This window comes from Roseibium sp. (assembly GCF_039982295.1).
In the GTDB taxonomy this organism is placed as follows: domain Bacteria; phylum Pseudomonadota; class Alphaproteobacteria; order Rhizobiales; family Stappiaceae; genus Roseibium.
On record NZ_JBDWYP010000045.1, the window covers coordinates 160,740 to 185,986 of the forward strand.

The 25,247-nt window shown below is 57.8% G+C and carries 23 protein-coding genes; 12 read left to right on the forward strand and 11 right to left on the reverse strand.

Annotated elements, in window-relative coordinates:
* Positions 1-1,213 precede the first annotated feature (1,213 nt).
* The 3 genes from ABJZ52_RS09115 to ABJZ52_RS09125 are packed head-to-tail and all read left to right on the forward strand — an operon-like array spanning position 1,214 to position 3,014.
* A complete protein-coding gene (locus ABJZ52_RS09115) occupies positions 1,214-2,077 on the forward strand; it encodes an STAS domain-containing protein (RefSeq protein ID WP_348191720.1) in 864 nt (287 codons plus the stop codon).
* 5 nt (positions 2,078-2,082) lie between these two features.
* Positions 2,083-2,436 carry an STAS-like domain-containing protein gene (locus ABJZ52_RS09120; protein ID WP_348191717.1) on the forward strand — a complete coding sequence of 118 codons (354 nt, stop codon included), beginning with the start codon at positions 2,083-2,085 and terminating at the stop codon, positions 2,434-2,436.
* Positions 2,436-3,014, forward strand: a complete 579-nt coding sequence (locus tag ABJZ52_RS09125) for a hypothetical protein (protein ID WP_348191714.1) — start codon at positions 2,436-2,438, stop codon at positions 3,012-3,014. Before ABJZ52_RS09120 ends, ABJZ52_RS09125 begins: the two co-directional genes overlap by 1 nt.
* Positions 3,015-3,026: 12 nt before the next feature.
* Here ABJZ52_RS09125 and uvrB read toward each other — a convergent pair whose 3' ends face one another.
* A complete protein-coding gene (gene uvrB / locus ABJZ52_RS09130) occupies positions 3,027-6,269 on the reverse strand; it encodes an excinuclease ABC subunit UvrB (RefSeq protein WP_348191711.1) in 3,243 nt (1,080 codons plus the stop codon).
* 141 nt (positions 6,270-6,410) lie between these two features.
* On the opposite strand from uvrB, the gene ABJZ52_RS09135 reads away from it, so the two are divergent.
* On the forward strand, positions 6,411-7,343 hold the full coding sequence (locus ABJZ52_RS09135) for an HNH endonuclease (protein ID WP_348191708.1): 933 nt from the start codon (positions 6,411-6,413) through the stop codon (positions 7,341-7,343).
* On the opposite strand, the gene ABJZ52_RS09140 is transcribed toward ABJZ52_RS09135, so the two are convergent.
* From ABJZ52_RS09140 to ABJZ52_RS09155, 4 genes are all read right to left on the reverse strand, one after another.
* Positions 7,309-7,734, reverse strand: coding sequence for a very short patch repair endonuclease (locus ABJZ52_RS09140; protein ID WP_348191706.1), 426 nt, complete (start codon positions 7,732-7,734; stop codon positions 7,309-7,311). The two genes, ABJZ52_RS09135 and ABJZ52_RS09140, sit on opposite strands and share 35 nt — an antisense overlap.
* A gap of 1 nt (position 7,735) precedes the next feature.
* Entirely contained in the window at positions 7,736-8,974 is a 1,239-nt protein-coding gene (gene dcm, locus ABJZ52_RS09145) for a DNA (cytosine-5-)-methyltransferase (RefSeq protein ID WP_348191703.1), read from the reverse strand.
* Between the two features lie 177 nt (positions 8,975-9,151).
* The gene (locus ABJZ52_RS09150; protein WP_348191700.1) at positions 9,152-11,662 is read right to left on the reverse strand and encodes a methyl-accepting chemotaxis protein; all 2,511 of its coding nucleotides are present in this window, start codon (positions 11,660-11,662) and stop codon (positions 9,152-9,154) included.
* 324 nt (positions 11,663-11,986) lie between these two features.
* The gene (locus tag ABJZ52_RS09155) at positions 11,987-12,478 is read right to left on the reverse strand and encodes a bacterioferritin (protein WP_192108631.1); all 492 of its coding nucleotides are present in this window, start codon (positions 12,476-12,478) and stop codon (positions 11,987-11,989) included.
* Positions 12,479-12,734: 256 nt separating this feature from the next.
* On the opposite strand from ABJZ52_RS09155, the gene ABJZ52_RS09160 reads away from it, so the two are divergent.
* Both ABJZ52_RS09160 and ABJZ52_RS09165 read left to right on the forward strand, forming a co-directional pair.
* Positions 12,735-13,145 (forward strand): MerR family transcriptional regulator, encoded by a 411-nt coding sequence (locus tag ABJZ52_RS09160; protein WP_348191697.1) that lies wholly within the window; start codon positions 12,735-12,737, stop codon positions 13,143-13,145.
* 21 nt (positions 13,146-13,166) lie between these two features.
* Positions 13,167-13,559, forward strand: coding sequence for a carboxymuconolactone decarboxylase family protein (locus ABJZ52_RS09165; RefSeq protein WP_348191694.1), 393 nt, complete (start codon positions 13,167-13,169; stop codon positions 13,557-13,559).
* A 1-nt stretch (position 13,560) separates the two neighbouring features.
* Here ABJZ52_RS09165 and ABJZ52_RS09170 read toward each other — a convergent pair whose 3' ends face one another.
* Positions 13,561-13,860, reverse strand: coding sequence for a SelT/SelW/SelH family protein (locus ABJZ52_RS09170; RefSeq protein WP_213216011.1), 300 nt, complete (start codon positions 13,858-13,860; stop codon positions 13,561-13,563).
* Between the two features lie 97 nt (positions 13,861-13,957).
* Between ABJZ52_RS09170 and ABJZ52_RS09175 the strand changes: the two genes are divergently transcribed.
* Complete coding sequence (locus ABJZ52_RS09175) at positions 13,958-14,827, forward strand: choline kinase family protein (protein ID WP_348191691.1); 870 nt, start codon at positions 13,958-13,960, stop codon at positions 14,825-14,827.
* On the opposite strand, the gene ABJZ52_RS09180 is transcribed toward ABJZ52_RS09175, so the two are convergent.
* The 4 genes from ABJZ52_RS09180 to ABJZ52_RS09195 form a co-directional block, all read right to left on the reverse strand.
* Positions 14,824-15,786 (reverse strand): heparan-alpha-glucosaminide N-acetyltransferase, encoded by a 963-nt coding sequence (locus ABJZ52_RS09180; protein WP_348191688.1) that lies wholly within the window; start codon positions 15,784-15,786, stop codon positions 14,824-14,826. The genes ABJZ52_RS09175 and ABJZ52_RS09180 overlap by 4 nt on opposite strands.
* A gap of 39 nt (positions 15,787-15,825) precedes the next feature.
* Positions 15,826-15,951 (reverse strand): hypothetical protein, encoded by a 126-nt coding sequence (locus tag ABJZ52_RS09185; RefSeq protein WP_274611770.1) that lies wholly within the window; start codon positions 15,949-15,951, stop codon positions 15,826-15,828.
* A 182-nt stretch (positions 15,952-16,133) separates the two neighbouring features.
* The gene (locus tag ABJZ52_RS09190; protein WP_348191684.1) at positions 16,134-16,544 is read right to left on the reverse strand and encodes a DUF3775 domain-containing protein; all 411 of its coding nucleotides are present in this window, start codon (positions 16,542-16,544) and stop codon (positions 16,134-16,136) included.
* Positions 16,545-17,180: 636 nt separating this feature from the next.
* Positions 17,181-17,474 (reverse strand): hypothetical protein, encoded by a 294-nt coding sequence (locus ABJZ52_RS09195; protein ID WP_348191678.1) that lies wholly within the window; start codon positions 17,472-17,474, stop codon positions 17,181-17,183.
* 370 nt (positions 17,475-17,844) lie between these two features.
* On the opposite strand from ABJZ52_RS09195, the gene ABJZ52_RS09200 reads away from it, so the two are divergent.
* From ABJZ52_RS09200 to ABJZ52_RS09210, 3 genes are all read left to right on the forward strand, one after another.
* Positions 17,845-18,972: a PAS domain-containing protein gene (locus ABJZ52_RS09200; RefSeq protein WP_348191675.1), complete on the forward strand. Its 1,128-nt coding sequence runs from the start codon at positions 17,845-17,847 to the stop codon at positions 18,970-18,972.
* A 139-nt stretch (positions 18,973-19,111) separates the two neighbouring features.
* Positions 19,112-20,311 carry a pyridoxal phosphate-dependent aminotransferase gene (locus ABJZ52_RS09205; RefSeq protein WP_348191673.1) on the forward strand — a complete coding sequence of 400 codons (1,200 nt, stop codon included), beginning with the start codon at positions 19,112-19,114 and terminating at the stop codon, positions 20,309-20,311.
* Positions 20,312-20,615: 304 nt separating this feature from the next.
* A complete protein-coding gene (locus ABJZ52_RS09210; protein ID WP_192108642.1) occupies positions 20,616-21,101 on the forward strand; it encodes a DUF992 domain-containing protein in 486 nt (161 codons plus the stop codon).
* A gap of 65 nt (positions 21,102-21,166) precedes the next feature.
* On the opposite strand, the gene ABJZ52_RS09215 is transcribed toward ABJZ52_RS09210, so the two are convergent.
* Positions 21,167-21,466, reverse strand: a complete 300-nt coding sequence (locus tag ABJZ52_RS09215; protein ID WP_348200055.1) for a hypothetical protein — start codon at positions 21,464-21,466, stop codon at positions 21,167-21,169.
* A gap of 267 nt (positions 21,467-21,733) precedes the next feature.
* On the opposite strand from ABJZ52_RS09215, the gene ABJZ52_RS09220 reads away from it, so the two are divergent.
* Both ABJZ52_RS09220 and msrP read left to right on the forward strand, forming a co-directional pair.
* A complete protein-coding gene (locus tag ABJZ52_RS09220; protein WP_348191668.1) occupies positions 21,734-23,827 on the forward strand; it encodes an elongation factor G in 2,094 nt (697 codons plus the stop codon).
* A gap of 157 nt (positions 23,828-23,984) precedes the next feature.
* A complete protein-coding gene (gene msrP, locus ABJZ52_RS09225) occupies positions 23,985-24,950 on the forward strand; it encodes a protein-methionine-sulfoxide reductase catalytic subunit MsrP (RefSeq protein WP_348191665.1) in 966 nt (321 codons plus the stop codon).
* Positions 24,951-25,247: the final 297 nt, after the last annotated feature.

Genomic DNA, 25,247 nt, shown 5'->3' on the forward strand with positions numbered 1-25,247 from the left:
TCGGGGATCCTGTCCTGCCTTTGGGTGCTTCCTTCGCGGCGAGGAAAGGCACAGTCTCGCCTTTCCAGCTGTCGTCATCCCCGACTTGATCGGGAAGCCATTGGTATCTGTGTCGTTCGAAGGGGGTGAGGTACGGCGTCGCCGCACGCCTCTGGCCGATGCGGCTATGTGGATTGGATCCCCGCACAGGGCGGGGATGACCGTTGTGTTCTTGGCAAGGACAATCCTCCCCCTGTCGTCATCCCCGGGCCTGACCCGGGGATCCATACCGTGACCTCGCTCCCCGCTTACGCGGTGCCGAATGGATAGGGTGCGGTATGGATTGCCGGATCAGGTCCGGCAATGACGGAGTGAGAGGAGAGGCCGCACCACGGGTCCTCTCCCCCCTTGAGGGGGAGATGTCGCCGTTGGGCGACAGAGGGGGGGCTTGCAAGCGGCACCGCGCTGCTACACCCACGGTCGTCATCCTCGCCCTACGAAGTGGACATATGCGAGACCATTGGCTGCGAGCGTTCGAGTATGAGCGGGAAGGTTGCGGCGTACTGGGTCCCGGATCTGCGCTTGCGCTGCGTCCGGGAAGGCAGTCGGGGGAAGGGTACGGCGTTGCCATACTCTCTGGCTGATGCGGCTGTGTGGATTGGATCCCCGCACAGGGCGGGGATGACCGCTGTGCTTTTGGCAAGGACTATCGTCCCCTCTGTTGTCATCCTCGGGCTTGACCCGGGGCCTGCCCCGGACCCCGATCCGGGGATCCACTCCGTGACCTCACCCCACATTGAAGCAGTGCCTCGTGGATACGAAGCGGCATGGATTGCCGGATAGAGTCCGGCAATGACGGAGTGAGAGGGGAGGCCTCGCCACGGGTCCTCTCCCCCCTCGAGGGGGAGATGTCGCCACAAGGCGACAGAGGGGGGCTTGCCAGCGGCACCGCGCTGCCACGCCCACTGCCGTCATCCCCGCCCCACGAGGTGGACATGTGCGGGGATCCACTGGCTGCGAGCGGTCGAGCATGAGCCGTACGACTGCGGCGTACTGGGTCCCGGATCTGCGCTTGCGCTGCGTCCGGGAAGGCCGTCGGGGGTAGGGTAGGGCACCAATTGCGGTCAATTCAAAGCCTTGAAAAGATATGGCAACCAGAATTCTAATTGGCCAAATGTGATTGGCCATAATATCATATCAACTAAAGATTGTGCTTTTGTGGTGGGAAGACGTTTTGCATTCTGTACTTTCTCGGGCTCAGCTCAGGACTGGCGCATCAGGCTTTGAAGAAATTGCTCGCTGGTTTGCGTTGCTTGAGGGCTTTGAAAATCAAAATCTCGCTTTAGATTTTTCGCAAGTACAGTGGATTGATGCCAATTTGGCGTCCGCTGTAATATGTGTGATTGAGAAACTGCAATCGAAGGATAATAGTGTTGTGTTTTCAGGCGCTTCGCCCCGAATTCAAGATATATTAAAGCGAAATGGTCTGTTTTTTTCTGAAAGTATTTCAGCAGGCGGTACGGTTGTGCCACTAAAAAATTTTAGTAAAGATGATGGCGTGAAATACTCAAATTACATGCGGCAATATTTGGCGAAATTCAATTTGCCAAAGATGACGGAGCCCCTAAGGGCAAAAATCTATGAGGGCTTGGATGAGGTTTTTGTAAATTCTTCTATTCACTCGCACATCGAGACCCTAGTTTATGCATGCGGACAATTTTATCCGAGGTTGGAGCGGTTAGATTTTAGCGTTGCTGATGGCGGAATTGGTATGCATGGTGCGTATAAAAAAGCGTTCGGAAAGGATATTACCGCTGAGGACGCTATCGAGTGGGCTTTGAAGGACACTAATACCACCAGGGTCGGAGATATTCCGGGCGGGTTAGGCCTCAAAATTCTTCGAGGATTTGTAAAGCTTAATGGGGGGAAATTCGTCGTCGTCTCTGGTGATGGATACTGGATGGAAAAAGAAGAAAATGTTATAAAAAAAACGCTTCCGTGGTCGTACCCTGGTACAGTTGTGACTGTTGAGGTCAATACGAATGATGAAAATTCCTATGAGCTTACCACCCAAGCTGATCGCTACAATGTCTGGTGACCAGAATGGCTGACATAACTATTCGGATTACTGAAATTACAGGCTCGGGTGTTTGCGTTACAAGCGCTCTGGGAGCGGAAGTATACAATAAAATCTACGCTAATATAAAAAAGGGAAATCGCATCGCGCTGTCCTTTTCAGGGATTACTCGGATGACGACCGCTTTTTTGAATTCTGCGGTCGGACAGCTTTATGGTGAATTTACTGAAGCTGAAATTAAATCCTTTATGCTTCCGCCTAGAGATACCGAAGCTTGGCACCTTTCACGTCTTAAGATGGTGAATGATCGTGCGAAGCAGTATTTTTCTGATCGAAAAAGATATGGCGAAGTGGTTGAGCGCACACTTGGTGATGTTTGATGTCAGTGATTGATATTGATGTTTGCTCTGAAATTCGTGGGAAAGAAATATTGGTTGATGCCAACATTTTACTTTTTATTGATGGTCCTGTTCAAGGAGATCATAGAGTAAAGGGTTACTCAAATGCTTACTATTCTCTTTTTGAGAATAATAAGCTATTTGTAACCGAGAAGTGCTTGGATGAGTATTTTAGTAGATCTGTAAAAATTCATTATAATTTGGAAAAAGAAGATGATCCTAAAATAGATAACTTGAAAAAACATCGGAAGACAGATTCATTTAGGCACATTCTTGAAATAATAACCGAATCTGTCTCTAATTTTTCTGACGAGCTTGAGGTTATTAAAAACTACGATTTTATTGATGTTGTGAAGACCTTCGAGATGGCTCGCCTTGGGCGCGCTGATTATGCTGATCTTATCTGTGCGGAAATATGTAAAAAAAATGGTATGTATTTCTTCACAGACGACAGTGATATTTTTTATTGCGACGGTGTTGAATTCATAACTGGAAATCCTTGGTGCCTCCGAAATATGCACCATCGGACTCGTTTCTGCCGCGAGGCTGGAACAGCCTAAGCTTCACTCCACTCACCGCCCCGGACGCCCGCTTTTCTTCGGTCGTCCCCGCCGGCGTTTTTCATCGGTCGGGTCCTCGTAGGAGCCTGCGCCGATCTTGCCGCGGATGAGGGGTTTGGCATCATCCGCCGGATCGAGGGGCTTGGTCGGCAGCGGGCCTTTGGCGAGCGGCACTTCCGTGCGGCCGACGGTCATTTCGTCCAGGGTGTTCTTGCGGACTTTGCTTGAAGCGCTCACGGAGGTTTGGGTATCGCTCGCGGCTGAGCGCGCTGACGCGCCAGCCTCCGCGGGGGCGCCCTGACCGGGCGACGGGCGCTTGCCCTTGCCGGCTTCGCCGGTCGTCTCGCTCACGGACGAGTGGTCGCTTTCGCTCTCTGTCCTCCGCGAGGGCGCGCCATCAGGCGCGGCGGCCGGTCGGCCTTGCGAGCCTTCGGCTCGGGGCGCTGTTTCCCCTGACAGGTTTGTGCTGGCTCCGCCCTTGGCCTTTGCCGCTTTCGCGCGGTCCTTGGCGGTTTCCTTTTTCTTGCCACTGGCGCCGTCGAGGGAGCCGCCGGCGCCAAATTTCTTGGTGCCGCGGTAGCCGCCGGACTTGTCTTCCACCGCTTCCTGACGGGCGAGGGGATCGTCCGCCACGGCCAGTTCGGTTTCCCTCAGACGTTTCACCTCGTCGCGCAGGCGGGCAGCGGTCTCGAAGTCGAGATCGGCGGCAGCTTCGCGCATCTTCTTTTCCAGATCGTCGATGTGGCCCTTGAGATTGTGGCCGACCAGGTTGCCCTCTTCGGCAAAGCCCGCCTCGACGGTGACATGGTCCTGCTCGTAAACGCTTTCCAGAATGTCGCCGATGGAGCGCTTGACGCTCTCGGGGGTGATGCCGTGCTCGGCGTTGTAGGCGAGCTGCTTTTCCCGGCGGCGGTTGGTCTCGGCAATCGCCCGCTCCATGGAGCCGGTCATGCGGTCCGCATAGAGCACAACCTTGCCGTCGACGTTACGCGCCGCACGGCCGATGGTCTGGATCAGGGAGGTTTCGGAGCGCAGGAAGCCCTCCTTGTCCGCATCCAGAATGGCGACCAGGGCACATTCGGGAATGTCGAGGCCCTCGCGCAGAAGGTTGATGCCGATCAGCACGTCGAAAGCGCCCAGGCGCAGGTCGCGCAGGATCTCGATCCGCTCCAGCGTGTCGATGTCGGAATGCATGTAGCGCACGCGCACGCCGTTTTCGTGGAGATATTCGGTCAGATCCTCGGCCATGCGCTTGGTCAGGGTGGTGACCAGGGTGCGGTAGCCTTTCTGGGCGGTCTCGCGCACTTCGCCCAGCAGATCGTCGACCTGGGACGTGGCGGGGCGGATCTCCACCGGCGGATCGATCAGGCCGGTGGGGCGGATGACCTGTTCGGCAAAGACGCCGCCGGCTTCCTCCATTTCCCACTTGCCCGGCGTCGCCGATACGCAGATGGACTGGGGCCGCATGGCGTTCCATTCCTCAAAGCGCAGCGGCCGGTTGTCCATGCACGACGGCAGGCGGAAGCCATATTCGGCCAAGGTCGCCTTGCGGCGGAAATCGCCCCGGTACATGGCGCCGATCTGGGGAATGGTGACATGGCTCTCGTCGGCAAAGACAAGGGCGTTGTCAGGCAGATATTCAAACAGGGTGGGCGGCGGTTCGCCCGGCGCGCGGCCAGTCAGATAGCGCGAGTAGTTCTCGATGCCGGCGCAGGAGCCGGTCGCCTCCAGCATTTCCAGATCGAACATGGTGCGCTGTTCCAGCCGCTGGGCTTCCAGCAGGCGGCCGTGGGCGTTCAGCTCCTCCAGCCGTTGCTTCAGCTCCGCCTTGATCGACTTGGTGGCCTGGTTCAGGGTCGGCTTCGGCGTGACATAGTGGGAGTTGGCGTAGATCTTGACCGACTTCAGATCGCCGGACTTCTGGCCAGTGAGCGGATCGAACTCGGTGATCTGCTCGATCTCGTCGCCGAAGAGGGAAATGCGCCAGGCTGTGTCCTCATAGTGGGCAGGGAACAGCTCGATGGTGTCGCCACGCACCCGGAAGGTGCCGCGCTGGAAGGCGGCGTCATTGCGCTTGTATTGCAGGGCCACCAGATCGGCAATCAGCTGGCGCTGGTCGATGCGTTCGCCGACCTCGATGGCGAAGGTCATGGCCGTATAGGTCTCGACCGAGCCGATACCATAGATGCAGGAGACCGAGGCGACGATGATGACATCGTCGCGCTCCAGCAGAGCGCGCGTGGCCGAGTGGCGCATGCGGTCGATCTGCTCGTTGATCGAGGATTCCTTCTCGATGTAGGTGTCAGTCCGCGGAACGTAGGCTTCGGGCTGATAGTAGTCGTAGTAGGAGACGAAATACTCGACGGCATTGTCGGGAAAGAACGACTTGAACTCGCCGTAGAGCTGGGCGGCCAGGGTCTTGTTCGGCGCCAGGATCAGGGCGGGGCGCTGGGTGCGCTGGATCACCTGGGCCATGGTGTAGGTCTTGCCCGAACCGGTGACGCCGAGAAGAACCTGGGTCTGATCCTCGGTCGCGATGCCGCTGACGAGATCCGCAATGGCGGTTGGCTGATCGCCGGCGGGCTCATAATCCGACACCAGGGTGATCGGCACCCCGCCTTCGGATTTCGCCGGCCGTTCCGGGCGGTGCGGCACCCATTCCTCACCATGCTTGATCAGCGGGTCCCCGCTTTCGATCAGCGCCGCCAGCGCTTCAACGGTGGCCGTTGCGCCCTGATTGCCACCAAGGTCTCCATAGCGGCCGTCGGCGGCGGACTTCTTCTTGTTGTCCTTCTTGTGCTGCTTGAGCTTTTCCTCGAGCTGTTCCGCCTCCTCCAGGGACATGTCCAGTCCGGCGACCGGGTTCAGGCCGCCAGAGGCTCGTTCACGTGCACTGTCCGCCTTGCCCATGGAGGTGCCGCGGGCCGAGCGGGCTGTGGTGGATTTGGCGGACTTGTTTTTCCTTGCGCTCACGCCAGATGCGCCTTGCGCATCGGCTGCGCGGGCGCGCCCTGACCGGGCGGCTGCCGTTCGGCCTTGCGGGCGTTCGGCCTGATCCTCTGTGTCCTCATGTGCGCCGGAGCTCTTGGCCTTCGGAACAGGCTTCGCCGCTTCCTCTTCAATTTCCTTCGCCCAGTCGGAGATGCTGCCGGACAGGGGCGCGCCCTCTAACGCGGCTTGCGGCGCTTCACCGAAGCCTTCTTTTTCAGGCGTTTCCGGAGCCTTGTCGGTGGGGGAGGCGGTCTTTTTGCTCATGCCTGCAATATGGGCCGAGTCAGCATCCGAGAAAAGGGGCCGCACCGCATTGGCAACGCAGATATGCACCTTCCTGACAGAAGGGTGTCAGGATATGGGGTGTAGTTGATTGTGTAAAATGCATGTGCAATCTAGTAAGGCATGTTTGATACCCCTGTTTATAAAATACTTGCGCCAAATGACACTGGTGCAGCCCGAGGTCACCAAGCTGGTATCGTCATTCCCGCCGCAATAGAAGACTTCTTTCCGGACGTAGTCGGCACAATTACATCCGAGAGTCCCACGGCTGATGTTCCGGTAGCAGCCGAGCTGGTGGTTGATGGGCATTCTGTAGCGAGGGTGGAAACCCGATACCAATATCAAACGTGGGGCGGAAAAAGATCTCCGGAGCGCCGTCTGACCAACAGTCTTGGCCCGCTAAGAAATGCTGCTAATCCGCAAGACATGGTTCTTTTTTCCAGGGATCCGGAAAAGCCGGATCTCATGATGCTTACGTTGTTGCGAGCTGGTTCTGCTGAATACGAGGAAATAATTGATAAAAACCCGACGGAAAGATGGGGGGTCGTTCCCGGCCTGCCCCAGCCCGTAAGCAATAGGGATATTAGAAGTGCACAAGATGCTATTGAAGCTTTGAGTGCTGGGGAGTTTGCCCTCTTCGACAATGAACGACCGGTGCTGGAGACGCCAATGAGGAAAAAAGCGCGGAATTCTGCTTTTCGAAAAAACCTCATTCGGGCTTACGGAACATCTTGCATGGCTTCGGGTGAATTGTTGGAAACACCCGATGGTCTAGTCAACTTGGACGCTGCTCATATTGTGCCGGTGGAGTCAGGTGGTTCGGATGATGTTCGAAACGGCCTCCTTTTGGGAAAGGATGTACATTGGGCTTTTGATAAAGGCCTTTTTTCAATCGATGATGACTTCGAGATAATCGTGTCCACTTTCGCCACTAGGTCGGTAAACTGTGAACTTGTAAAGCGATTGGAAGGCAACACGTTAGTGAGTCCGGTCGGTCCATTGATTGCTCATTCCGATGCCCTTAGATGGCATCGTGACAACCGATTTTTGGGATGAGTTTCCCCAAGGTATCTAAATGATTTTCTTTTCGAAGTTCGCATTCCCAAATTGTTAAAACGTTCCAGCCGGTGTTCTCTAACTGTTTCGAAGAAGCCCGATCCCTTCTGACGTTCGCCTCGATCTTCTCTTTCCAGAAGTCAGGTCTTGTTTTGGGCCATTTAAAATACTTGCAATCGTGTTTGTGCCAAAAGCAACCGTGCACGAAAATCACTGTCTTGTACTTCGGCAGGACAATGTCCGGCTTACCGGGCAGATCCTTGACATGCAGTCGATAGCGGAACCCTGCCTTGTGCAGGGCGCGGCGTACAATCATTTCCGGTTTTGTGTCCTTGCCCTTGATCCCGGACATCATCCGGGATCTTGTGGCCTTGTCGACAATATCGGCCAAATCAGGCTGCCTGTTCGGTTTTCCGGTGGATGGCTTTGATATGGGGTTCCATGTGCTTCGCAACCGCCTCTACAACGGGAACGCAGACCGAATTTCCGAACTGACGATAGGCTTGGGTATCTGACACCGGTATTTTGAAATCCTGTGTTCTCGGCCCTTCGAATCCCATCAGGCGTGCGCACTCACGCGGTGTCAGTCGACGCGGGTTTCCGTTCTTGCGCTTCACAAGAATTTCCGAGCCATCCTTGTAATAACGCGCGGAAAGTGTTCGCGCGACGTCTTCGGGACCGACGAGGCCGAAGCCGAAACCGTTGCCCTTGGCCTTGTGCTTGGCGGCATAGTTCTGCAGGTACGCCCAGAGCTTGTCAGTCAGGGTGTACTTGTCCGAGACATTGCCGATGTTGCCACCGGTAAAATGGTGGTCGGGAGCTTCTTCCCCATCTTCGGGGTGAAGGATCGTTCCGAGTCTTGGGCCAGTGGTTACATCCGGCACATCGAAATCACTAAACGAGAACCCGCAGTTTTCTCTGAAACCGACAATAAAAATGCGCTCGCGATGCTGGGGAAGCCAAGCCTTTGCATCAATGACTTTCCAGTCGATATGGTAGCCCAGCTCGTCCTTCAGAACCGACTTGATGACCTGGAAGGTTCGTCCCTTGTCGTGGCTAACCAGGTTCTTGACATTCTCCAGCAGGAAGGCCTTCGGGCGATGGTGAGCGATAATACGCTGGACGTCGAAGAACAGTGTCCCTTGCGTGTCGCAATCGAAGCCGTGAGCACGGCCGAGGGCATTTTTCTTCGAAACACCGGCAATGGAAAAAGGTTGGCAGGGAAAGCCTGCGAGCAGGACGTCGTGTGCCGGAATGTCTGACGCTTCAATTTCTGTAATGTCGCCCGAAATTTCATGATCGTCTTCAGGAAAATTGGCCCGGTAGGTCTTCTGGCTGTACTTGTCCCATTCGCTGGTAAAGACGCACTTTCCGCCTACTGCTTCGAAACCCCTTCGTAAACCGCCAATGCCGGCGAAAAGGTCAATGAACCTGAACGCCGGTGTCTGATTGCTTTCGGTGAATGTCGTTGGGACCATTGCCAAGCCGCGCAGCACATTCAAATCTCGCGTCTTGGGAGAAGTTTCTCCTTCAGTGTAGCGACGAACCGTGCGCTCACAAACCCCTAACTCTTCGCCGATTTGCTTTTGACTTAGGCCAGATTTTGCCGCGAGGTCAGCAAATTCAGTCATGGGGAATTACTCCGTCGCTGGGAATCATTTTGACATTCTGTCAGTTTGAGTCCCTTTGGTAAACAAGTGGTTCCCTCTTTGTTCCTTTTGTTGCGAAGTCTTTCACAGTTAGTTTTCGAAAGTGGGGGACCTGGCACAAAACAGGCCGCCAGCCGGACAGGCTGGCGGCGTTGACCTTTAAGCAGCTGCGACGTCGTTCAGGAAGGTTTCGATCCTGTTGGTCAGTTCATCGAGCTGCTGGGTTGCGTCCTCGGTGACCTGTTCGACCTGAACCGCCGACTGGTTGGTCTCGCTGGACTGCTGCGAGACCTGACGCATGTTGCTGGTGACGTTGGAGGTGCGTTCCGCCGCCTGTCCGATGCTGTTGGAAATTTCGGCGGTGGCCGAGCTTTGCTGCTCGACGGAGCCGGCCATGGCCGAGGCGGTCTCGTTCACCCTGGTCATCATGGACATGATGCCCGTGATCGCGTCCGCCGCGCTTCGGGTCGAGTCCTGGATCTCGGAAATATGCGACGAGATCTCGTCCGTGGCACTGGCCGTCTGTTCGGCCAACTGCTTCACTTCCGAGGCAACAACCGCAAAGCCCTTGCCGGCTTCGCCTGCCCGTGCGGCCTCGATGGTCGCATTCAGTGCGAGGAGATTGGTTTGCTTGGCGATGTCCTGGATCAGCGAGACAACGTCGCCAATGCGCTGGGCGGCTTCGGACAGGCCGAGCACCTGTTCGGTGGAGGTGCGTGTCGCAGCCGCTGCTTCCTCAACCTGTTCCAGTGTGTCATTGACCTGGCGTCCCACCTCGCCGACAGAGGCGGTCAGTTCCTCGGTCGCAGCCGCCACGGTCTGAACGTTGTCCGTGGCTTCGCGGGAGGCCTGCGAGACTTCCTCACTGCGGGTGCTGGTGTTGCCGGCGATGCTGGTCAGCAGTTCAGCGGTGTCTTCCAGCTGTTTCATGTTGCTGGAGACGCTGGACAGGCCGAGCTCGATGTCCTTTCGGAATGCGCTTACTAGTTCGTCCACGCGCTGCTGGCGCTGCCGCGTCGTTTCGGCGTTTGCCTGCTGCTCGGCCTCGAGCTGGTGGCGCTCCTGCTCACGCTCACAGAAGGTTCCGACGGCGCGGGCCATATCGCCAATCTCGTCCCTGCGATTTTCGGCCGGGATTTCAAGGTCGGTGTTTCCCTCGCGCAGTCGACCCATGGCAACTGTGAGACCACGTAGCGGTGTGATGATGCTGCGCGACAGCATGTAGGCCAGAAATCCGCTGATCAGGACGGCCGCCACGAGCGCAAGCGTGATTTCAATCTGGGCCGTCTGACCGGACGCAACGGCCAGCTCGCCGGAGCGGGAGCTGATGACACGGGCCGTTTGCGCCAGGTCGGTGACCGCGGCGATGAAGGCTGTGTCGGCTGCCTTCAGTTCGGTTTCGACTTCAGCGACCCTTGCGAAGACATTGGCCAGCTGTTCGGCCACGGCGTCTGCCGTGTTCAGGAGCGGTGTGACAGCGCCCTTGAGCGTGCCTTCAACTTCAGCGTCATGGGTGACGACCAGGGCTTCAGACTTGGTTTTCGCCATTTTTTCGCTGACCGTGAGGATCAGCGACGCTTCTTCGGCCAGAAGCCCGGCTGTGGTCTCGTCCGGCTGCTTCAGGTAGTTGGCGTAAAGGCTTTTCATGGCAAAGGCGCTGCGGGCAAGCGTCTGCGTGTTGGTCGAGAGGAAGGCAAGGGCCGTGCTTTCCTCCGAAAAGGCCTTGAGGTCGAGGGTCATCGCCTTCATCGGACGGTCGACCGCCTCGGCCAGCTGATCGATCTGTTTTGAAAGGGTCGAAAGCCGCGGACCAAAAGGATCGATGCCAAAGGCAACCGCGCCGCCGTTGGCATGATCCTTCACGGCCTTGGTCAGGGCCTTGGTGTTCTTTTGCAGATCCTTGACGAGAGCCTTGGTTTCATCGGTCTTCACAGCACGGCGGACGGCCTTGGCGTCCTTTTCGAGCTTGCTGATCTGGTCCAGCACAGACTTGACGATTTTCGGCTCCGGCACGCGGGCGACGGTGGGCAGATCTTTCTGCAGCACAACCACGCCGACACGAATGCTGCTCATGCGGGGCACGACACCGGACAATTTGTGCAATGTGCCTTCATTGACCATCGCCACGGCAGCGCGTCGTTCCAAAAGGGCGCCGATGCCGTCAAAGGCGACATTGGCCTTGTCGACCAGCTCGCTAGTGAGCTGATCCAGCTCGGCGACGGCGTCATCGCGCTCCTGCCGCGTGACGGCAAGACCTTCGAAAGAGGTGTTCAGATCGGTCGCCATGCCAGCAAGGTCAGACGCCTGATCGGGCGCGATGATCGCGAGGCTGTCGGTCCGGCTGGTGATGGTGGAAATGTTGGAGCGGACCGCGGATGCGGCCTCGGGGGATCCTGTCAGCTCGAATTCGCTGACGCCCTTCAGGAGGCCGGGCAGCTGTCCCTGGATTTCGCTGGCTTCCTTGGCGGTGCGCACGGTGGTCTGCACTTGCCAGGCAGCGAAGAGACCGCTCGCGCCAACGCCCAGTGCACAGACAAGCATGACGGCCAGGCCGCCGAGAAACTGCGTCTTCACGGAAACCTGCAGGGAGAAGCGCGACTTCTTCTCGGTGGCTTCCTGTCCGGGTTCTGAGACCGGTTCCGGACGTTTGCTTGCACGCTTCAACAACACTTTCGCTACTCCACACAAATGGTTGGATCCCGATGTCCTCCCAACCCCAAATTGGGCTGGAAGACTAAAGGAAGTCCAAACACCTGTGAAAAATGCGGAGGTTTATTGCCTCGATTTTGTGCGAAAGAGATTAGATCTGCCGAAATATTAGCAGTCCAAGCAAAACTGACCACTTAAAATCGAGGGGCGCGTGGTGGTTGTTGATCACCGGGCCGAAGCTTACAGCAGATCTTCTATGATCTCCGCGCCAGTTTTACACGCACTGGGGATCTGACGACGGCTAAACGTCGTCGCCAGAGGTATTCGATTGGCGGACTTTGAGGTTTATTCCTCGTCTTCGCCAACACCGACCGTGATGTGCTTCGAGATGTAGGTTTTCTCGCCAATCCGGTCGAGCAGGTCGAGCTGCAGTTCCAGCCACGACATGTGACCTTCCTCATCCAGCGCGATCTTTTCGAAAAGTACGCGGGAGCCGATATCCCCGGCTGCAGCGGCGTCCTGGGAGGCCTTGGTGTAGAACTCGATCGCCTCGCGCTCATCCGCCAGGTCTGCCTCGAACATGTCCTTGAGCGTTTGGGCACGCTGAGGCGCCTTGGCCATCTTGAGCTCGGGAGAGCCCTTCAGGAACATGATCCGTTCAATATACTCGTTCGAGTGACCGAGTTCTTCCTGCATTTCCTCACGCATCTGGTCCGCGAGTTTGTCCATGCCCCAGTCGTCAAGCACATGGGCGTGCAACTGGTACTGATGGGCAGCCGAGAGCTCCATGGCCAATGCGGTCTGAAGATTTTCGAGTGTCTTGCTTTTATTGGTCATGCCTTGGCTCCTGAAATCCAGTTCGTCTGAAATAGTGTTCCGTTGAGGTTCCGCGGAGATCTCACGCTTTGCCCTCACACGCCTTGATATATGTCGTTGGGCATCATTTTAACGTAGATGCGACAATTTGAATATATGCGGTCCCTCATTGTGCTCGATTGGCTTTCAGTGCGTCAGTGGCAAGCATGAGAAAGCGCTTGACCTGGAGCGCACTCCAACTTGTAGATGAAGCAAATCGTCCTGTTCGGAGACAGTCATGTTGATCGGTGATCTGGCGCAAAAATGCGGGCTCAGTGTTGATACGCTGCGCTATTACGAGAAGATCGGCCTCATTCCCAAGCCCTTGCGGGATCGGGGTGGTCGGCGGATCTATGATCAGACCATCCTGAGGTGGGTGGATTTTCTGGACCGGCTCAAGGCGACCGGCATGGGGATCAAGGATCGGCTTCGCTATGCGGACTTGCGCACAAGGGGAGCGGCGTCGCTGACCGAGCGGCGCCAGATGCTGGAAGAGCACCGGGACAAGGCCCGGTCTGATCTGGAGCGGTTGACCGAGATGCTGGATGTTCTGGACGATAAAATCATCTTGTACCGGAAGATGGAGGCTGGAGAAGCCGTCGATCCGTCTTTCGAAAACTGCGCCCTGACCGAACACGGCGCTCAGTGATTCCTATAAGGGACATCTTCAATGAGCACTGCCGCCACGAATACCGCGTTGGAACGCGGCCGGGATCTGACCCAGCAGCTGAACCCGAACCTGGAGGCTATTCTGGCCGAACGGTATGATGATCTGCTTCCCGGGTTCTCCGAAAGCCTGATCGAGTGGGCTTATGGTCGGCACTATGCCCGGCCCGGTCTGGATCTCAAGACCCGCCAATTGTGTACCATCGCGGCCCTGACGGCCCTGGGTGGGCAGACCGCACCACAGCTGAAGATCAACATCGAGCACACACTGGCGAGTGGAGCCTCCCGGACCGAGATCGTCGAGGCAATCTGGCAAATGGCCGTCTACGGCGGATTGCCGGCAGCGATCAACGGCCTGAACGCCGCGCGGGAGGTCTTTGAGGCAGCAGACGAGTAATTCAGCCCTCGCTCTTGTGACCGTCTGAATGGCCGAGCTCCATGTCTGGCCAGACATGGTCGCGCAGGCGTTGCTTCAGGATCTTGGCTTCCGGGAAGCCGCCGTCCTGCTTGCGCTCCCAGATCGGCTTGCCGTCGCAAGTGATGGTGAAAACGCCACCTGTTCCGGGGATCAGCGTGACAGCGCCCAGTTCCTCGGAAAAGGTAGTCAGGACTTCCTGGGCCATCCAGGCGGAGCGCAGAAGCCACCCGCATTGGCGGCAATAGGTGATGATGATATGGGGACCGTTCAAAGGTTCCATCGGTGGTTCCATTCTGATGAAAGGCGGCGCGGCCGCCGGAGAAGATTTTGGAATATTTGGCATATCCATATCTGCCTGTCTCCCCGGTCGTGTGCCTGTGAGTGAAGGCGCCGCAAAAGAGACTGCCCTTGCCTGGTGCGGTGAGGCCATTGAACGGCATCCGCAACTCGCCGCGATCACCGGCGAGCTGATCGCCGCAATGCGCTTGCCCGGCCTCACCAACCGGGTCTACTGGATTGAGTGTGCAAATGGGGATTTCGTGCTCCGGCTGCCGCGCGCGGAGACGGCCATGCTGATCGACCGGCAGGCAGAGCGTGCCAATCTGCTGGCTGCGGCAGAGCAAGGGGTCGCGCTTGCACCATTGTTCGTTGATGCCGAGACCGGCATTCTGCTCAGCCCAGCCTTGGAGGAACTGTCCGACCTGGTGTCGCCCGCAGCGCTGGGCAGTCTCGTCGGCCGGCTTCACGGACAAGTCGCAGGTTTTGAGGGTGCGCTTGATCTCAAGATGCTTTTGCAGGTGCCGCCCCATTTGGACGGTGCTCTTCGTAGCCGCTTTGCGCCGCTTGAACGCGCACTGGCGAAACAACCTGTCAAAACGCATGGGCAACTCGTCGCCAGTCACTGCGACCTGTCTCCCGGCAATATCTTGATGACAGCATCGGGCCCGACCTTGATCGATTTCGAGTATTCCGGCATGGCGCCTCCCGCCTGGGATCTTGCCTATGCGGTGCTCGAACATGGCTATGATCAGAGCGGCGAAAGGGGCTTCCTTGAAGCCTATGCCGCTGCGGGCGGCGGCGTGCCGGCACCCGAGGGGCTTCAAGGCATGAAAATGCATTGCGACGCTGTTTCTGCGCTTTGGGCGCTCGGTCAGGCTGCAAGCGGTAACGACGCGGAGGACTTTCTGGCTTTCGCAGAGCGCCGGATTGCCCGCGCCCTTATTATCGCCGACGAGCTTGCCCGCTAGTCTTCAGCCGTTGGCGCTGATGGTGTCTCTCGCAAACAGATCCGATAGGTCTCGTTAAGCTGGAAGCGTAGGTCCGGATCCTGCGGGTTGGACACGAGGTTTTCCCATATGCCTTGGCTCTGAAGTCTTTCAAGCGTACAGCTGCAGGATGCGCGGCATACGGCTTCGTCGCCGAAGGAGATGGCACAGTTTTTCGTGCAATCGCGCAAAAAGACATTCGCGCTTCGATCCGGAGCAAGACCGATTGCCGAAACTGACCAGACCAGGCCATAGAGAATTGGTTGGTGGACCAGGTAGATGATTAGTGACCGGCGGCCCAGAATGTTGAGGATACGGCCACCCATTCCGGGGATTTTGAAGCGAGAGACGCTTTCAAGGCCCCGCCTTTCGGTGAGGGCGCGGGTCAGGCCGACGCCGAGCAGCGTCAGTCCGGCCCAGGGCGCGAGCGGGACATAGTCGACCGCACCAAGGTCAGGTGTACCCAGGCCGGTCCATAACAACGGTTGGCCGTCGAAAACATGACTCGTTGCCCACAGAGGGAGGCTTGCGACCAGCGCCGCTCCAACAAGAGAAAGCCAGGCCGACGCGCGAAGGAAGGGGAGAGCAACCAGACTGCTCGCGGCAATGGCATGCAGGATGCCAAAGCGGACAAATGCATCGCCAAACGTGACGTAGGTGGCGAGCGAGACACCCGCGGCGGCCAAGGCAATGACTGCTTCACGCGTCCAGAATGCGCGCCAACGCATGCCGTCCTGATGTGCAAGGGTCAGGCTCACGCCGGCGAGGAATAGAAACGTTCCGGCGATGCCGGCGGCAAATGCCCGCCATTGCGGCGCGCTGCTGACCTGCCAGTCGACGTGGCCGAACCAGGACAGGTCCCAGCACAGGTGGTAGGCGATCATCGCGAGGATGGCGACGCCTCGCAGGGCATCTATGGCATCAATCCGAGACGGTTTCACAAGCGGCCCCGGAGCTTAACTTGCCTGGTTGCCGCGACTTCAGGCGCCAAATGCAACGAGAAGCGTGCTGCAAAGGGCGGAAAGGGCCAGGAAGCCCGCAACAAATGGCCAGGGTGAGGGCCGGTCCATGGAAAAGGCATCGCGCTTGGAATGATCGTTGAACATAGGTTCGACAGCTCCTCGCTTGGTTCAATTCCCTGGATGAGGGATGTCCAAACGTGGCCGAGGCGAGGGGCGTAGGGAAGATGGTAAATCAGGCGTTAACAGTGTTTTCCAGAGAAAACCGCTCCGGAATGCCGGAGCGGGGATAACTTTGCAAAACTTTTGCGATGCGTCTTGAACAAGGCCTAGAGTTTGAGGGCGTCGAGGCCTGCCTCAAGATAATCTGCAAGCATGGGCATGCCGAGAAGGTATTTCGCAGTGGACCCGACGGCGCGCTCCCGTGCTTCCTGTGTGGCCTGTTCGAAATCTGCAGCTTCGAAGTCACCACGGCCGATCCAGGCAATCGAGACGAGCTCAGCCGCTTCATCGACATTGAGATCCTCAATCAACTCCCGAAGCTCTTCGTCCGACATGTTGTCGTTTTCTTCCTCCGCCAGACCGTCGTGGTGATGAGCGTCTGTCAGTGTTTCGGAGTCGAATTCGACATCATTTTCATGTCCATCCTCAAAGCTGTCGTTGAGGGCGGTCGAGACGGCACGCGCCTTCTGGGCGAGCATGCGGATCGTGTCGGCGGACAGTGTCAGGTTGATGTCCATGTCAGGGTCCCCACTTGTTTCCCGTTATTTATCTCTGACCAAGGCGTGCGACGCAATGGCTTTGCATTTCTTTCGATAGAGGAAAGATGCAGGTCCCGGCCTTTCCCTGAAATCCAGAGGCCAGGGCACACCGTGCGCGGGCTGATGCATCCGTTCTTTCATTCCTTTACTCTCGGACTTGTATGACAGGGGCACGGCTGCTTAACTTTGATCAAGAGCAAGTGATTGCAAACAGATTACCGGGGGCGGACCGGGCGTGCGAGAGCTGAAGAGGGACCACTGTCCTTCTTCAGCTCTTCTCATCTAGGGGGCGGTGTTTTCAGGAGATTGCCGACGCCTAACGGGGACCATTGGGTCCGTCAGGGGGCCTGTCGGTGAGAATGTGGGGCACGTTCGTTGATCTTGCAGGTTCGGAGGAAGCGCCACCGCGTTTGGCAAAGGATTCAGGTGCCCAGGAGGCTGCGATCGTCAGGGCGACTGCGAAGGTCAGCCCGAGAGCGATGGCACCCAGAAGAGCACGCGCATCTGAAAGATCACGATTTTTCCTCCGAGGCGGCAAAATTGCATCCGCTTCTGCCTGCCGGCTTTTTCTGAGCCTGTGCCAAAACATCCAGCGTTCTGAAGACATGGGGTTTCTCATGATTTGCCGACAATCTGGTTGGAAGGCGCAACCTTTAGAGCGATGGGCGCAGCGTCCGGGGTTTCGAAACCTTGTATGAGGCGTTCTGCCAGACAGGCCGTGGCTGCAATCATTGCGGTGAAAGCGGCACAGAGCGTTGGAAGTGCGATGTCGATCCCGATAACGAAGCCAGCCATCGCACCAGCGAGGGAGAGCACCGCGAAAGCTGCTGCGGCAATGCCCGCCTGGTCCCTGTTGGTCAGTGTCGCGGGGCGGGGTGTGGTGTTTGTGCCAAAACCGTTCTTCTGCATTTTGCCATTTCTCCAAAGGGACTGGCGCGCCAGGAGGTGCAGGCGCGAAGGTCCAGATTTTGCGACTGAGCAACATCAGGTGGGGTCAGTCGATGGAGCGAAACTGTCTGAGGAGTTGGCCTTGCAAGGGACAGCTTTCAGGCTGTTCCGGTGTCATTTTGTGACCGGAATGTGGTGACGCGATTTTCTCTCAGCAGCCCCAATCGTGCGGAATTGGGTCGAGTTTTATACGTTAATGATTGGTTTACCCAAGCTTCCCGGATGTGAATGTCGAGACGATTGAATCGTTAATATTCATAACTTTTTTGCTTTTCTTGCGGATTGTGTTTCGGGTGTGGGGCGTGTTGCCAAATGGCGGGTATTGCGGACGATGAATGTACAATCAGCTCAATTGCGCGCTGTAAAAACTGACGAAAACGCTGAAGATCAGGACGGTCAGACACCGGAGGTCAAAGATGAATCTCCGGCGCTTAATCTTGCTGGCCTGCAGTTCTTCTTCGCTGATATCAAGCGCAAGACAATCGTCTGGAACGAGAGTGGATCGCAGAGCTTCGACAGCGAGATCCGGGGTCTGTGCGAAGCGCCCTCCAACGAAGCTCTCCGCCTGATGACGCAGGAAGATCGCAAGAACATTCTGCGTCTGATCCAGGGCGCCATTCGCGACGGCAAGGCTGGCCCCTTTGACGTGGGCGGTGGAGCTGATCATCGCATACCCGGCATTCCGCTCATGGCCTATCGCTACGAGCTTCAGGATGGCCGGCTGATCGTGATCTGTTTCCCGTCTCTTGGCGAGGACAGCGGCAATCCGGGCAACATCGCCCTTGGTCTTGCGCCGATCCTTCAGCACTTTGTCGCAAACTCGAACCGTTGCGTTTGTCTCGTCGACAATTTCGGCTACGTCCGTTTTGCGAGTGAAGGCTTCCTGAGCAGCTTCGGAATTCCCGACGCCAAGTTGATCATGGGCCGAAACATCGCCCATATCCAGAAACGCGTCGGTCGTACGCTTGTATCGCTTATTCTCGAATCCCTGACCCGGCGCGCGAGCGCGACCGGTCGCGGAAAATTCCTGGTGGGATCAGGGTCGGCGGTGGAGCTGACCCACAACACGATGTATTTCCGGATTTCGGGCAGCTTTGGCGGTGTGCTCTTCTCGGCTGGCCAGGCCAGCGGCGACGTGGATTTTGCCAAGATCTTCAATCTGTGCAGTGCGCCCATGGTTGTGGTGAATACGAAAAATCGCATGATCCTGGCCGCAAACAAGGCCGCGATGAAAGCGTATCAGCTCACGCCCGAAATCATGGACGAGAAGCCGATTACGGAAACGCTGCTCCATCCGAAAAGCTATGGCACCTTGTTGCAGGCTGCCGAGCAGGAGAGCGATGTGCCGCAGCCGACTGTCATCAATGCCCTGAGCGGGCAGTCCAAGAAGAAGCGGATCAAGGCAACCTTGCTGGCAGACGACAGGGCACCCAAGCTGGTTCTCGAAGCCAGGTCCTGACCCGCAGCTGATGACTTGCCATTCGAGCATCTGCTTTCTGGCATTTTTTGCCGGTTCAGCTTCTGTTGCACTTGCGAAGCCCTGACTTGAGGACTACGGTCCGCGCGCTTGGATTTTCCCCTTTGCCATGGAGGGCACAATGGGCTTTATCGCCGACGCGCTGGCGCGCGTAAAACCATCCGCAACGATCGCAGTCACCAACAAGGCTCGTGAGCTCAAAGCCGCAGGCCGTGACGTCATCGGCCTCGGAGCCGGTGAACCGGATTTTGATACCCCGGACAACATCAAGGCGGCGGCGATTGCGGCCATCAACGAAGGCAAGACCAAATACACTGCCGTCGACGGCATTCCCGAGTTGAAGGACGCGATCATTGCGAAATTCAAGCGGGAAAACGGTCTGTCCTACGAGCGCAACGAGATCTCGGTTGGCACCGGTGGCAAACAGGTGCTCTACAACGCGCTGGTCGCGACCATCAATCCGGGCGACGAAGTGATCATCCCGACGCCTTACTGGGTGAGCTATCCGGACATGGTTCTGCTTGCTGGTGGCGAACCGGTGATCGTCGAGGCGGACAAGTCTACCTTCAAGATCACTGCGGAAGCCCTGGAAGCAGCGATTACGCCGCGCACCAAATGGTTCATGTTCAACTCTCCGTCGAACCCGTCGGGTGCAGCTTACACGCGCGCTGAGCTCAAGGCGCTGACCGATGTTCTGGTCAAGCACCCGCATGTCTGGGTCATGTCCGACGATATGTATGAGCATCTGGTCTACGACGATTTCGAGTTCACCACGCCGGCACAGGTTGAGCCTTCGCTTCATGAACGCACGCTGACCGTCAATGGTGTTTCGAAGGCCTATGCGATGACCGGTTGGCGTATCGGCTATGCTGGTGGCCCGGCAGAGTTGATCAAGGCGATGGCCAAGGTCCAGTCGCAGTCGACCTCCAACCCGAGTTCGATTGCACAGTGGGCCGCCGTGGAAGCGCTCAACGGCGCCCAGGATTTCATTCCGAAGAACAATGAGGTCTTCAAGGGACGCAGGGATCTGGTGGTCTCCATGCTCAATCAGGCCAACGGCCTTTCCTGCCCGAACCCGGAAGGTGCATTTTACGTGTTTCCGTCTTGCGCAGGAACGATTGGGAAGACAGCGCCTTCGGGCAAGGTGATTGGAACTGACGAAGACTTCGTCACCGAACTTCTTGAAACCGAAGGCGTTGCGGTGGTGCAGGGATCGGCGTTTGGCCTCGGCCCGAACTTCCGTATCTCCTACGCAACCTCGACCGAGGCGCTTGAAGAAGCCTGCACGCGCATCCAGCGTTTCTGCGGGAATCTGAAGTAAACACACGGAACCATCGGTTTCGATCCAAGGGCGGCGTGAGCCGCCCTTTTTTGTGCCTGAACGCAGCGATTATGGAAGTGTTCAGACCCTATCTGCGTCCGCAAGCCGCAGCAGTGGTCACGTCTGCATCCCCCATTTCGACATGATTGGATGGAACCTTTCCGGCGTGGAGCGATTTGCTCCCTGTTCGTGGATGACGCCGACAGACAGCGCCGAGTGTCATCCCTGTGAAGGTTCCGGGTGTGGTTGATTTCCGGTCCCTTCAAAGTGCCCAGTATCAACCTTTATGATTCAGGAGACTCTTATGTCCCGTCGTGCAACGCTTGCTTTGCTTCTCGTGTCCGGCTCCCTGCTGGCTTCCCCTGTCATGGCTCAGGACAAGGCGCCTGGGGTACAGGTTGGCAAGCTCACCTGCACCGTCGAAGGTGAGAGCAATTTCATCGTTGGTTCCAGCGCCACGCTCGGCTGTAACTACAAGCCGGTTGGAAATGGCGCTGTTGAATACTACAGCGGTACGGTCAAGGACTATGGCCTCGACATCGGCACGACCGACCAGGCCACACTGATCTGGGGCGTCCTTGCTCCCAGCGCTGACATGGAGCCGGGCGCTTTGGCCGGAACCTATGGCGGCGTCACAGCCGGTGCCAGCCTCGGGGCTGGTCTCAAGGCCAATGCTCTTGTCGGCGGTCTGGACAAGTCGATCGCCCTCAATCCTTTCAGCGTCGAGAGCCAGACCGGCACCAATGTGACGCTGGGTGTCAGCAAGCTCACGCTGAAACCGATCAACTGACAAAAACTTCCTCCCCCGAAAACTTGGGTCGGCCTTGCGCCGACCTTTTTTTTGCCTCGTGCCCGTCACTCGGCGTTTCGTTTTGGAGTGCAGTCGCTGGAGCGAGCGCCTTGACAGGCAGTGCTTTGATCCTGAATGCGCTGCAAGTTCTGTCTGCGCTCGCTTTCATTGTTCAATGTGCGATTGGACAGGCTGCCGCGCTGGTTGTTCTGTTGGCGATCCAGCAGCTGGCCAGCAGAGGGGAGGTTCGCCCTCGGATCGGAATCCAGTCCGCGCAAGGGTGTCGACTGGGCCAGGGGCGCTGTCTGATGTCCGGCGACGGCGACGAAGACAATCAATGCGGCAGTTGTAGCAAGATACTTCAAGATATCTGACCTCGGCATTTCGCCTTGAGTTTGGACTTTCGAACTCGAGCATTGTTTATCCACCGGCTCAAGTGGGAAACCTCGACAGGGCATTTTATTGGTGCGCCGCCGCATAAGTTTCCCTTGCGTCAGAGGCGTAAACGGCGCGACGATACTCGTCCGCTCTCCGGTTCAAAAGGACTTCTTATCGGCGGGTGTGGCGCGGACAGGCCGTGCCTTCCGGGTCGGCCTCGTGATCGCGCTGGGATATCCAACGGGAGGCGACGCATGGCTCAAGTTTCATCGGGAGGCAACGATCACACGGACAGAGCGGCTGGCGCCGGCGCTTCTGGAGCACGATGCATAGCGCTTGTGGGGCCATTCGGGAGCGGCAAGACAACCCTTCTGGAAGCCATCTTGAAGCGTACCGGCGCCATCGCACGGCAGGGCAGTGCCGGGGAAGGCAATATGGTTGGCGATGCGGGTCCCGAAGCCCGTAGCCATGGCATGAGCGTCGAGACGAATTTCGCCGAAACGGACTTCATGGGAGATCGCTTCAGCTTCGCCGATTGTCCCGGCTCGGTCGAGTTTCTGGCGGAAATGGAGCATGTTCTGCCTGGGGTCGATCTGGCGGTGGTCGTGGCCGAGGACGATCCTCGCAAGCTGCCTGCCTTGCAGCTGATCCTGAAACGCCTTGAAACCCGCGCCATCCCGCGGGTTTTGTTTTTGAACAAGATCGACAAGGGCAGCCGGGGTGTGCGTGAGGTTCTGGAAAGCCTGCAGCCTGCCTCTTCCGTGCCGTTGGTCCTGCGGCAATTGCCAATCTGGGAAGATGGAAAGGCGACCGGGTTCATTGATCTGGCCCTTGAGAGGGCGCATGTCTATCACGAGCGCGAAGCAAGCACGCAGGTCAACATGACGGATACGGACCGTGCACGTGAGCTGGCAGCCAGGTTCACCATGCTTGAGACCCTTGCCGACCACGATGACGTGCTCATGGAGGCGCTGCTGGAGGACATTGCGCCTGATCCTGAGCTGGTGTTTGGCGATCTGGTGCGCGACGTGCGCGAGGGGCAAATTTGCCCCGTGTTCTTCGGCTCTGCCGAGCATGGCAATGGCATCGGCCGGTTGTTGAAGGCGCTCAGGCACGAGGCCCCTCATGTTGACCGCGTTCGCTCGCGGCTCGAGTCGCCCGGTGACGGGGCACAGCTCAAAGTCATGAAGACACTCCACACGCTACATGGCGGAAAGCTGTCGGTCGCGCGTGTGCTGTCGGGTTCGGTTTCGGACGGAGATGTGTTGCACCATGGCCTCGGTGAAGCGCGTGTTTCGGGTGTCTACTGTCTCTTTGGTCAGCAGGCGATCAAAAAGGCGCCTGCGGCAGCTGGAGACCTTGTCGGTCTTGGCCGCCTGGATCAGGTTCAGACCTCCGAGGCGTTGGCGGATGACAAAAGCCTCCTGCCTGAACTGTCTCAAGCGAATGCAGCTGACCAACCTTTCGAGCCTGTGCTGTCAATCGCGGTGACAGCAACCCGGAGCCAGGACGAGGTCCGTCTGTCATCGGCGCTTGCCAAGCTGGTGGAAGAAGATCCTTCGCTGCTCTTGGAGCAAAGTCAGAACAGTGGCGAGACCCGTCTGGGCGGGCAGGGGGAAATGCATCTGCGAGTCGCCCAGGAACGGCTCGCCGGAAAATATGGTCTGACCATCAATGTCGACGCGCCTCAGGTTCCCTATGCGGAGACGATCCGGCAGGAAACCTCAGTGCGTGGCCGCCACAAGAAGCAGTCTGGCGGTCACGGGCAATTTGGCGATGTCGCGCTCACCATCCGGCCGTTGCCAAGAGGCGAGGGTGTTGCCTTCAGCGATCAGATCACAGGCGGTGTCGTCCCCAAACAGTATATCCCGTCCGTGCGCGACGGCGTGCTTGAAGCGCTGCAATGCGGTCCGCTCGGCTTCCCTGTGGTGGATCTGGCGGTATGTCTGACCGACGGCTCCTACCATTCGGTCGACAGTTCTGATCAGGCCTTCCGCATGGCGGCCATCATGGCCATGCGTGAGGGGCTGGAAAGTTGCAAGCCGGTGCTGCTTGAACCTGTCCGAAAGGTGACGCTTTTCTGCCCGAGCGATACGACGGCGCGCATCAATGCGATCGTTGCTTCTAGGCGGGGTCAGATCCTCGGGTACGATGCCCGGCCCGGCTGGGCTGGATGGGATGAGGTCGACGCCCTGATCCCTGAGGTGGAGATTGGCGACCTGATTGTCGAGCTGAGATCGGCAACGGCGGGGGTTGCCAGTTATCGAAGTGTTTTCGACCATATGGCCGAGCTGAGCGGCAAGGCTGCGGACCTCGCGCTGAGGCGCGCTGGCAAGAAGGCGGCGTAAGCTGCCTGAACGAGCTTCCTCCCGGGAGCCCCTTCCGTTGTCCGCGTCTTGGTCCGATCGAGAGGCGGCGGCGGGAGGGGAGCCGCGAAGTCACTGCCGCGTTATTTGCACTTGAACGTCAGTTCGGGTTTTCTGGCAGGTAACGAGGAGCAAAGCCATGAATGTCATTCACAAGAAACCCTGGGCCATCGCAGAGCGAGAGGCAACGCCGGAAGCGGTGTTCTGGAACCGCCGCAAGTTTCTTGCGGGCGTCGCAGGGGGATCTCTCGGACTTGGTGCTCTTGCTGCAAATCCGGGCCGGGCCCTGGCCGAAGAGGACCCCAGTGCCGGTCTCTATCCGGTGCAGCGCAATGAAACCTTTGTTCTGGACCGCGACCTAACCCAGGAAAGCGTCGCGTCGACCTACAACAATTTCTATGAGTTTGGCACTCACAAGGAAATTTCGCGCGCAGCGCAGGCCCTGCCGATCCGCCCCTGGACGGTGCAGATCGATGGCTTCGTGGACAACCCGCAGACCATCGACATCGACACGCTTCTGGCAAAAATGCCGCTCGAGGAGCGCCTCTATCGATTCCGCTGTGTGGAAGCCTGGTCGATGGCGGTTCCCTGGTCCGGATTTGCCCTGGCCGAACTGGTCAAGTTGGCCGGGCCAACCTCCGACGCGAAGTATCTGAGGTTCGAAACGTTCCACAATCCCGAGGTCGCGCCGGGGCAGAAACAGGGCTGGTATCCCTGGCCCTATGTGGAGGGTCTGAGCCTGGCCGAAGCGACAAATGATCTGGCCTTCATGGCGACAGGCGTTTACGGCAAGCCGTTGGCGAAGCAATTCGGTGCCCCGCTGCGTCTTGCGGTGCCCTGGAAGTACGGCTTCAAGTCGATCAAGTCGATTGTCCGTATCTCTTTTGTCAAGGAACGTCCTGTTGGCCTCTGGGAAGCCATTCAGTCCAAGGAATACGGGTTCTGGGCAAATGTGAACCCGGGCGTGCCGCATCCGCGCTGGAGCCAGTCAAGCGAGCGGGTGCTTGGCACCAGCGAACGTCGGAATACTCTGATGTTCAATGGCTACGGCGAACAGGTTGCGGAGCTCTACAAGGACATGAAGGGCGAAGCGCTCTACATGTGATCCTGCAGCATTTCAAAAAAGAAGGGCCGGCGTCTTCTGACGACCGGCCCTTTTTTCGAGAGGCGCCGGGGGAAGCGCGTCTCTGTCGGGGAGGGGCGCGGATTGTTCATCCGCACACCTGATGTGGTGAGGCGCCCTGTGTTTCGCCAGACGTCCGGAGAAGAATTTCGCAAATGTGAACGAAGTTTAATGTTCCGCTGGCGAGGGCATTTCGCGCGCTGTGAAAAGGGCAAAAAAACGCCGGATCCAGAGGATCCGGCAGTTTGTTTGATTCACTGCCGAAGCAGGAGAATCACC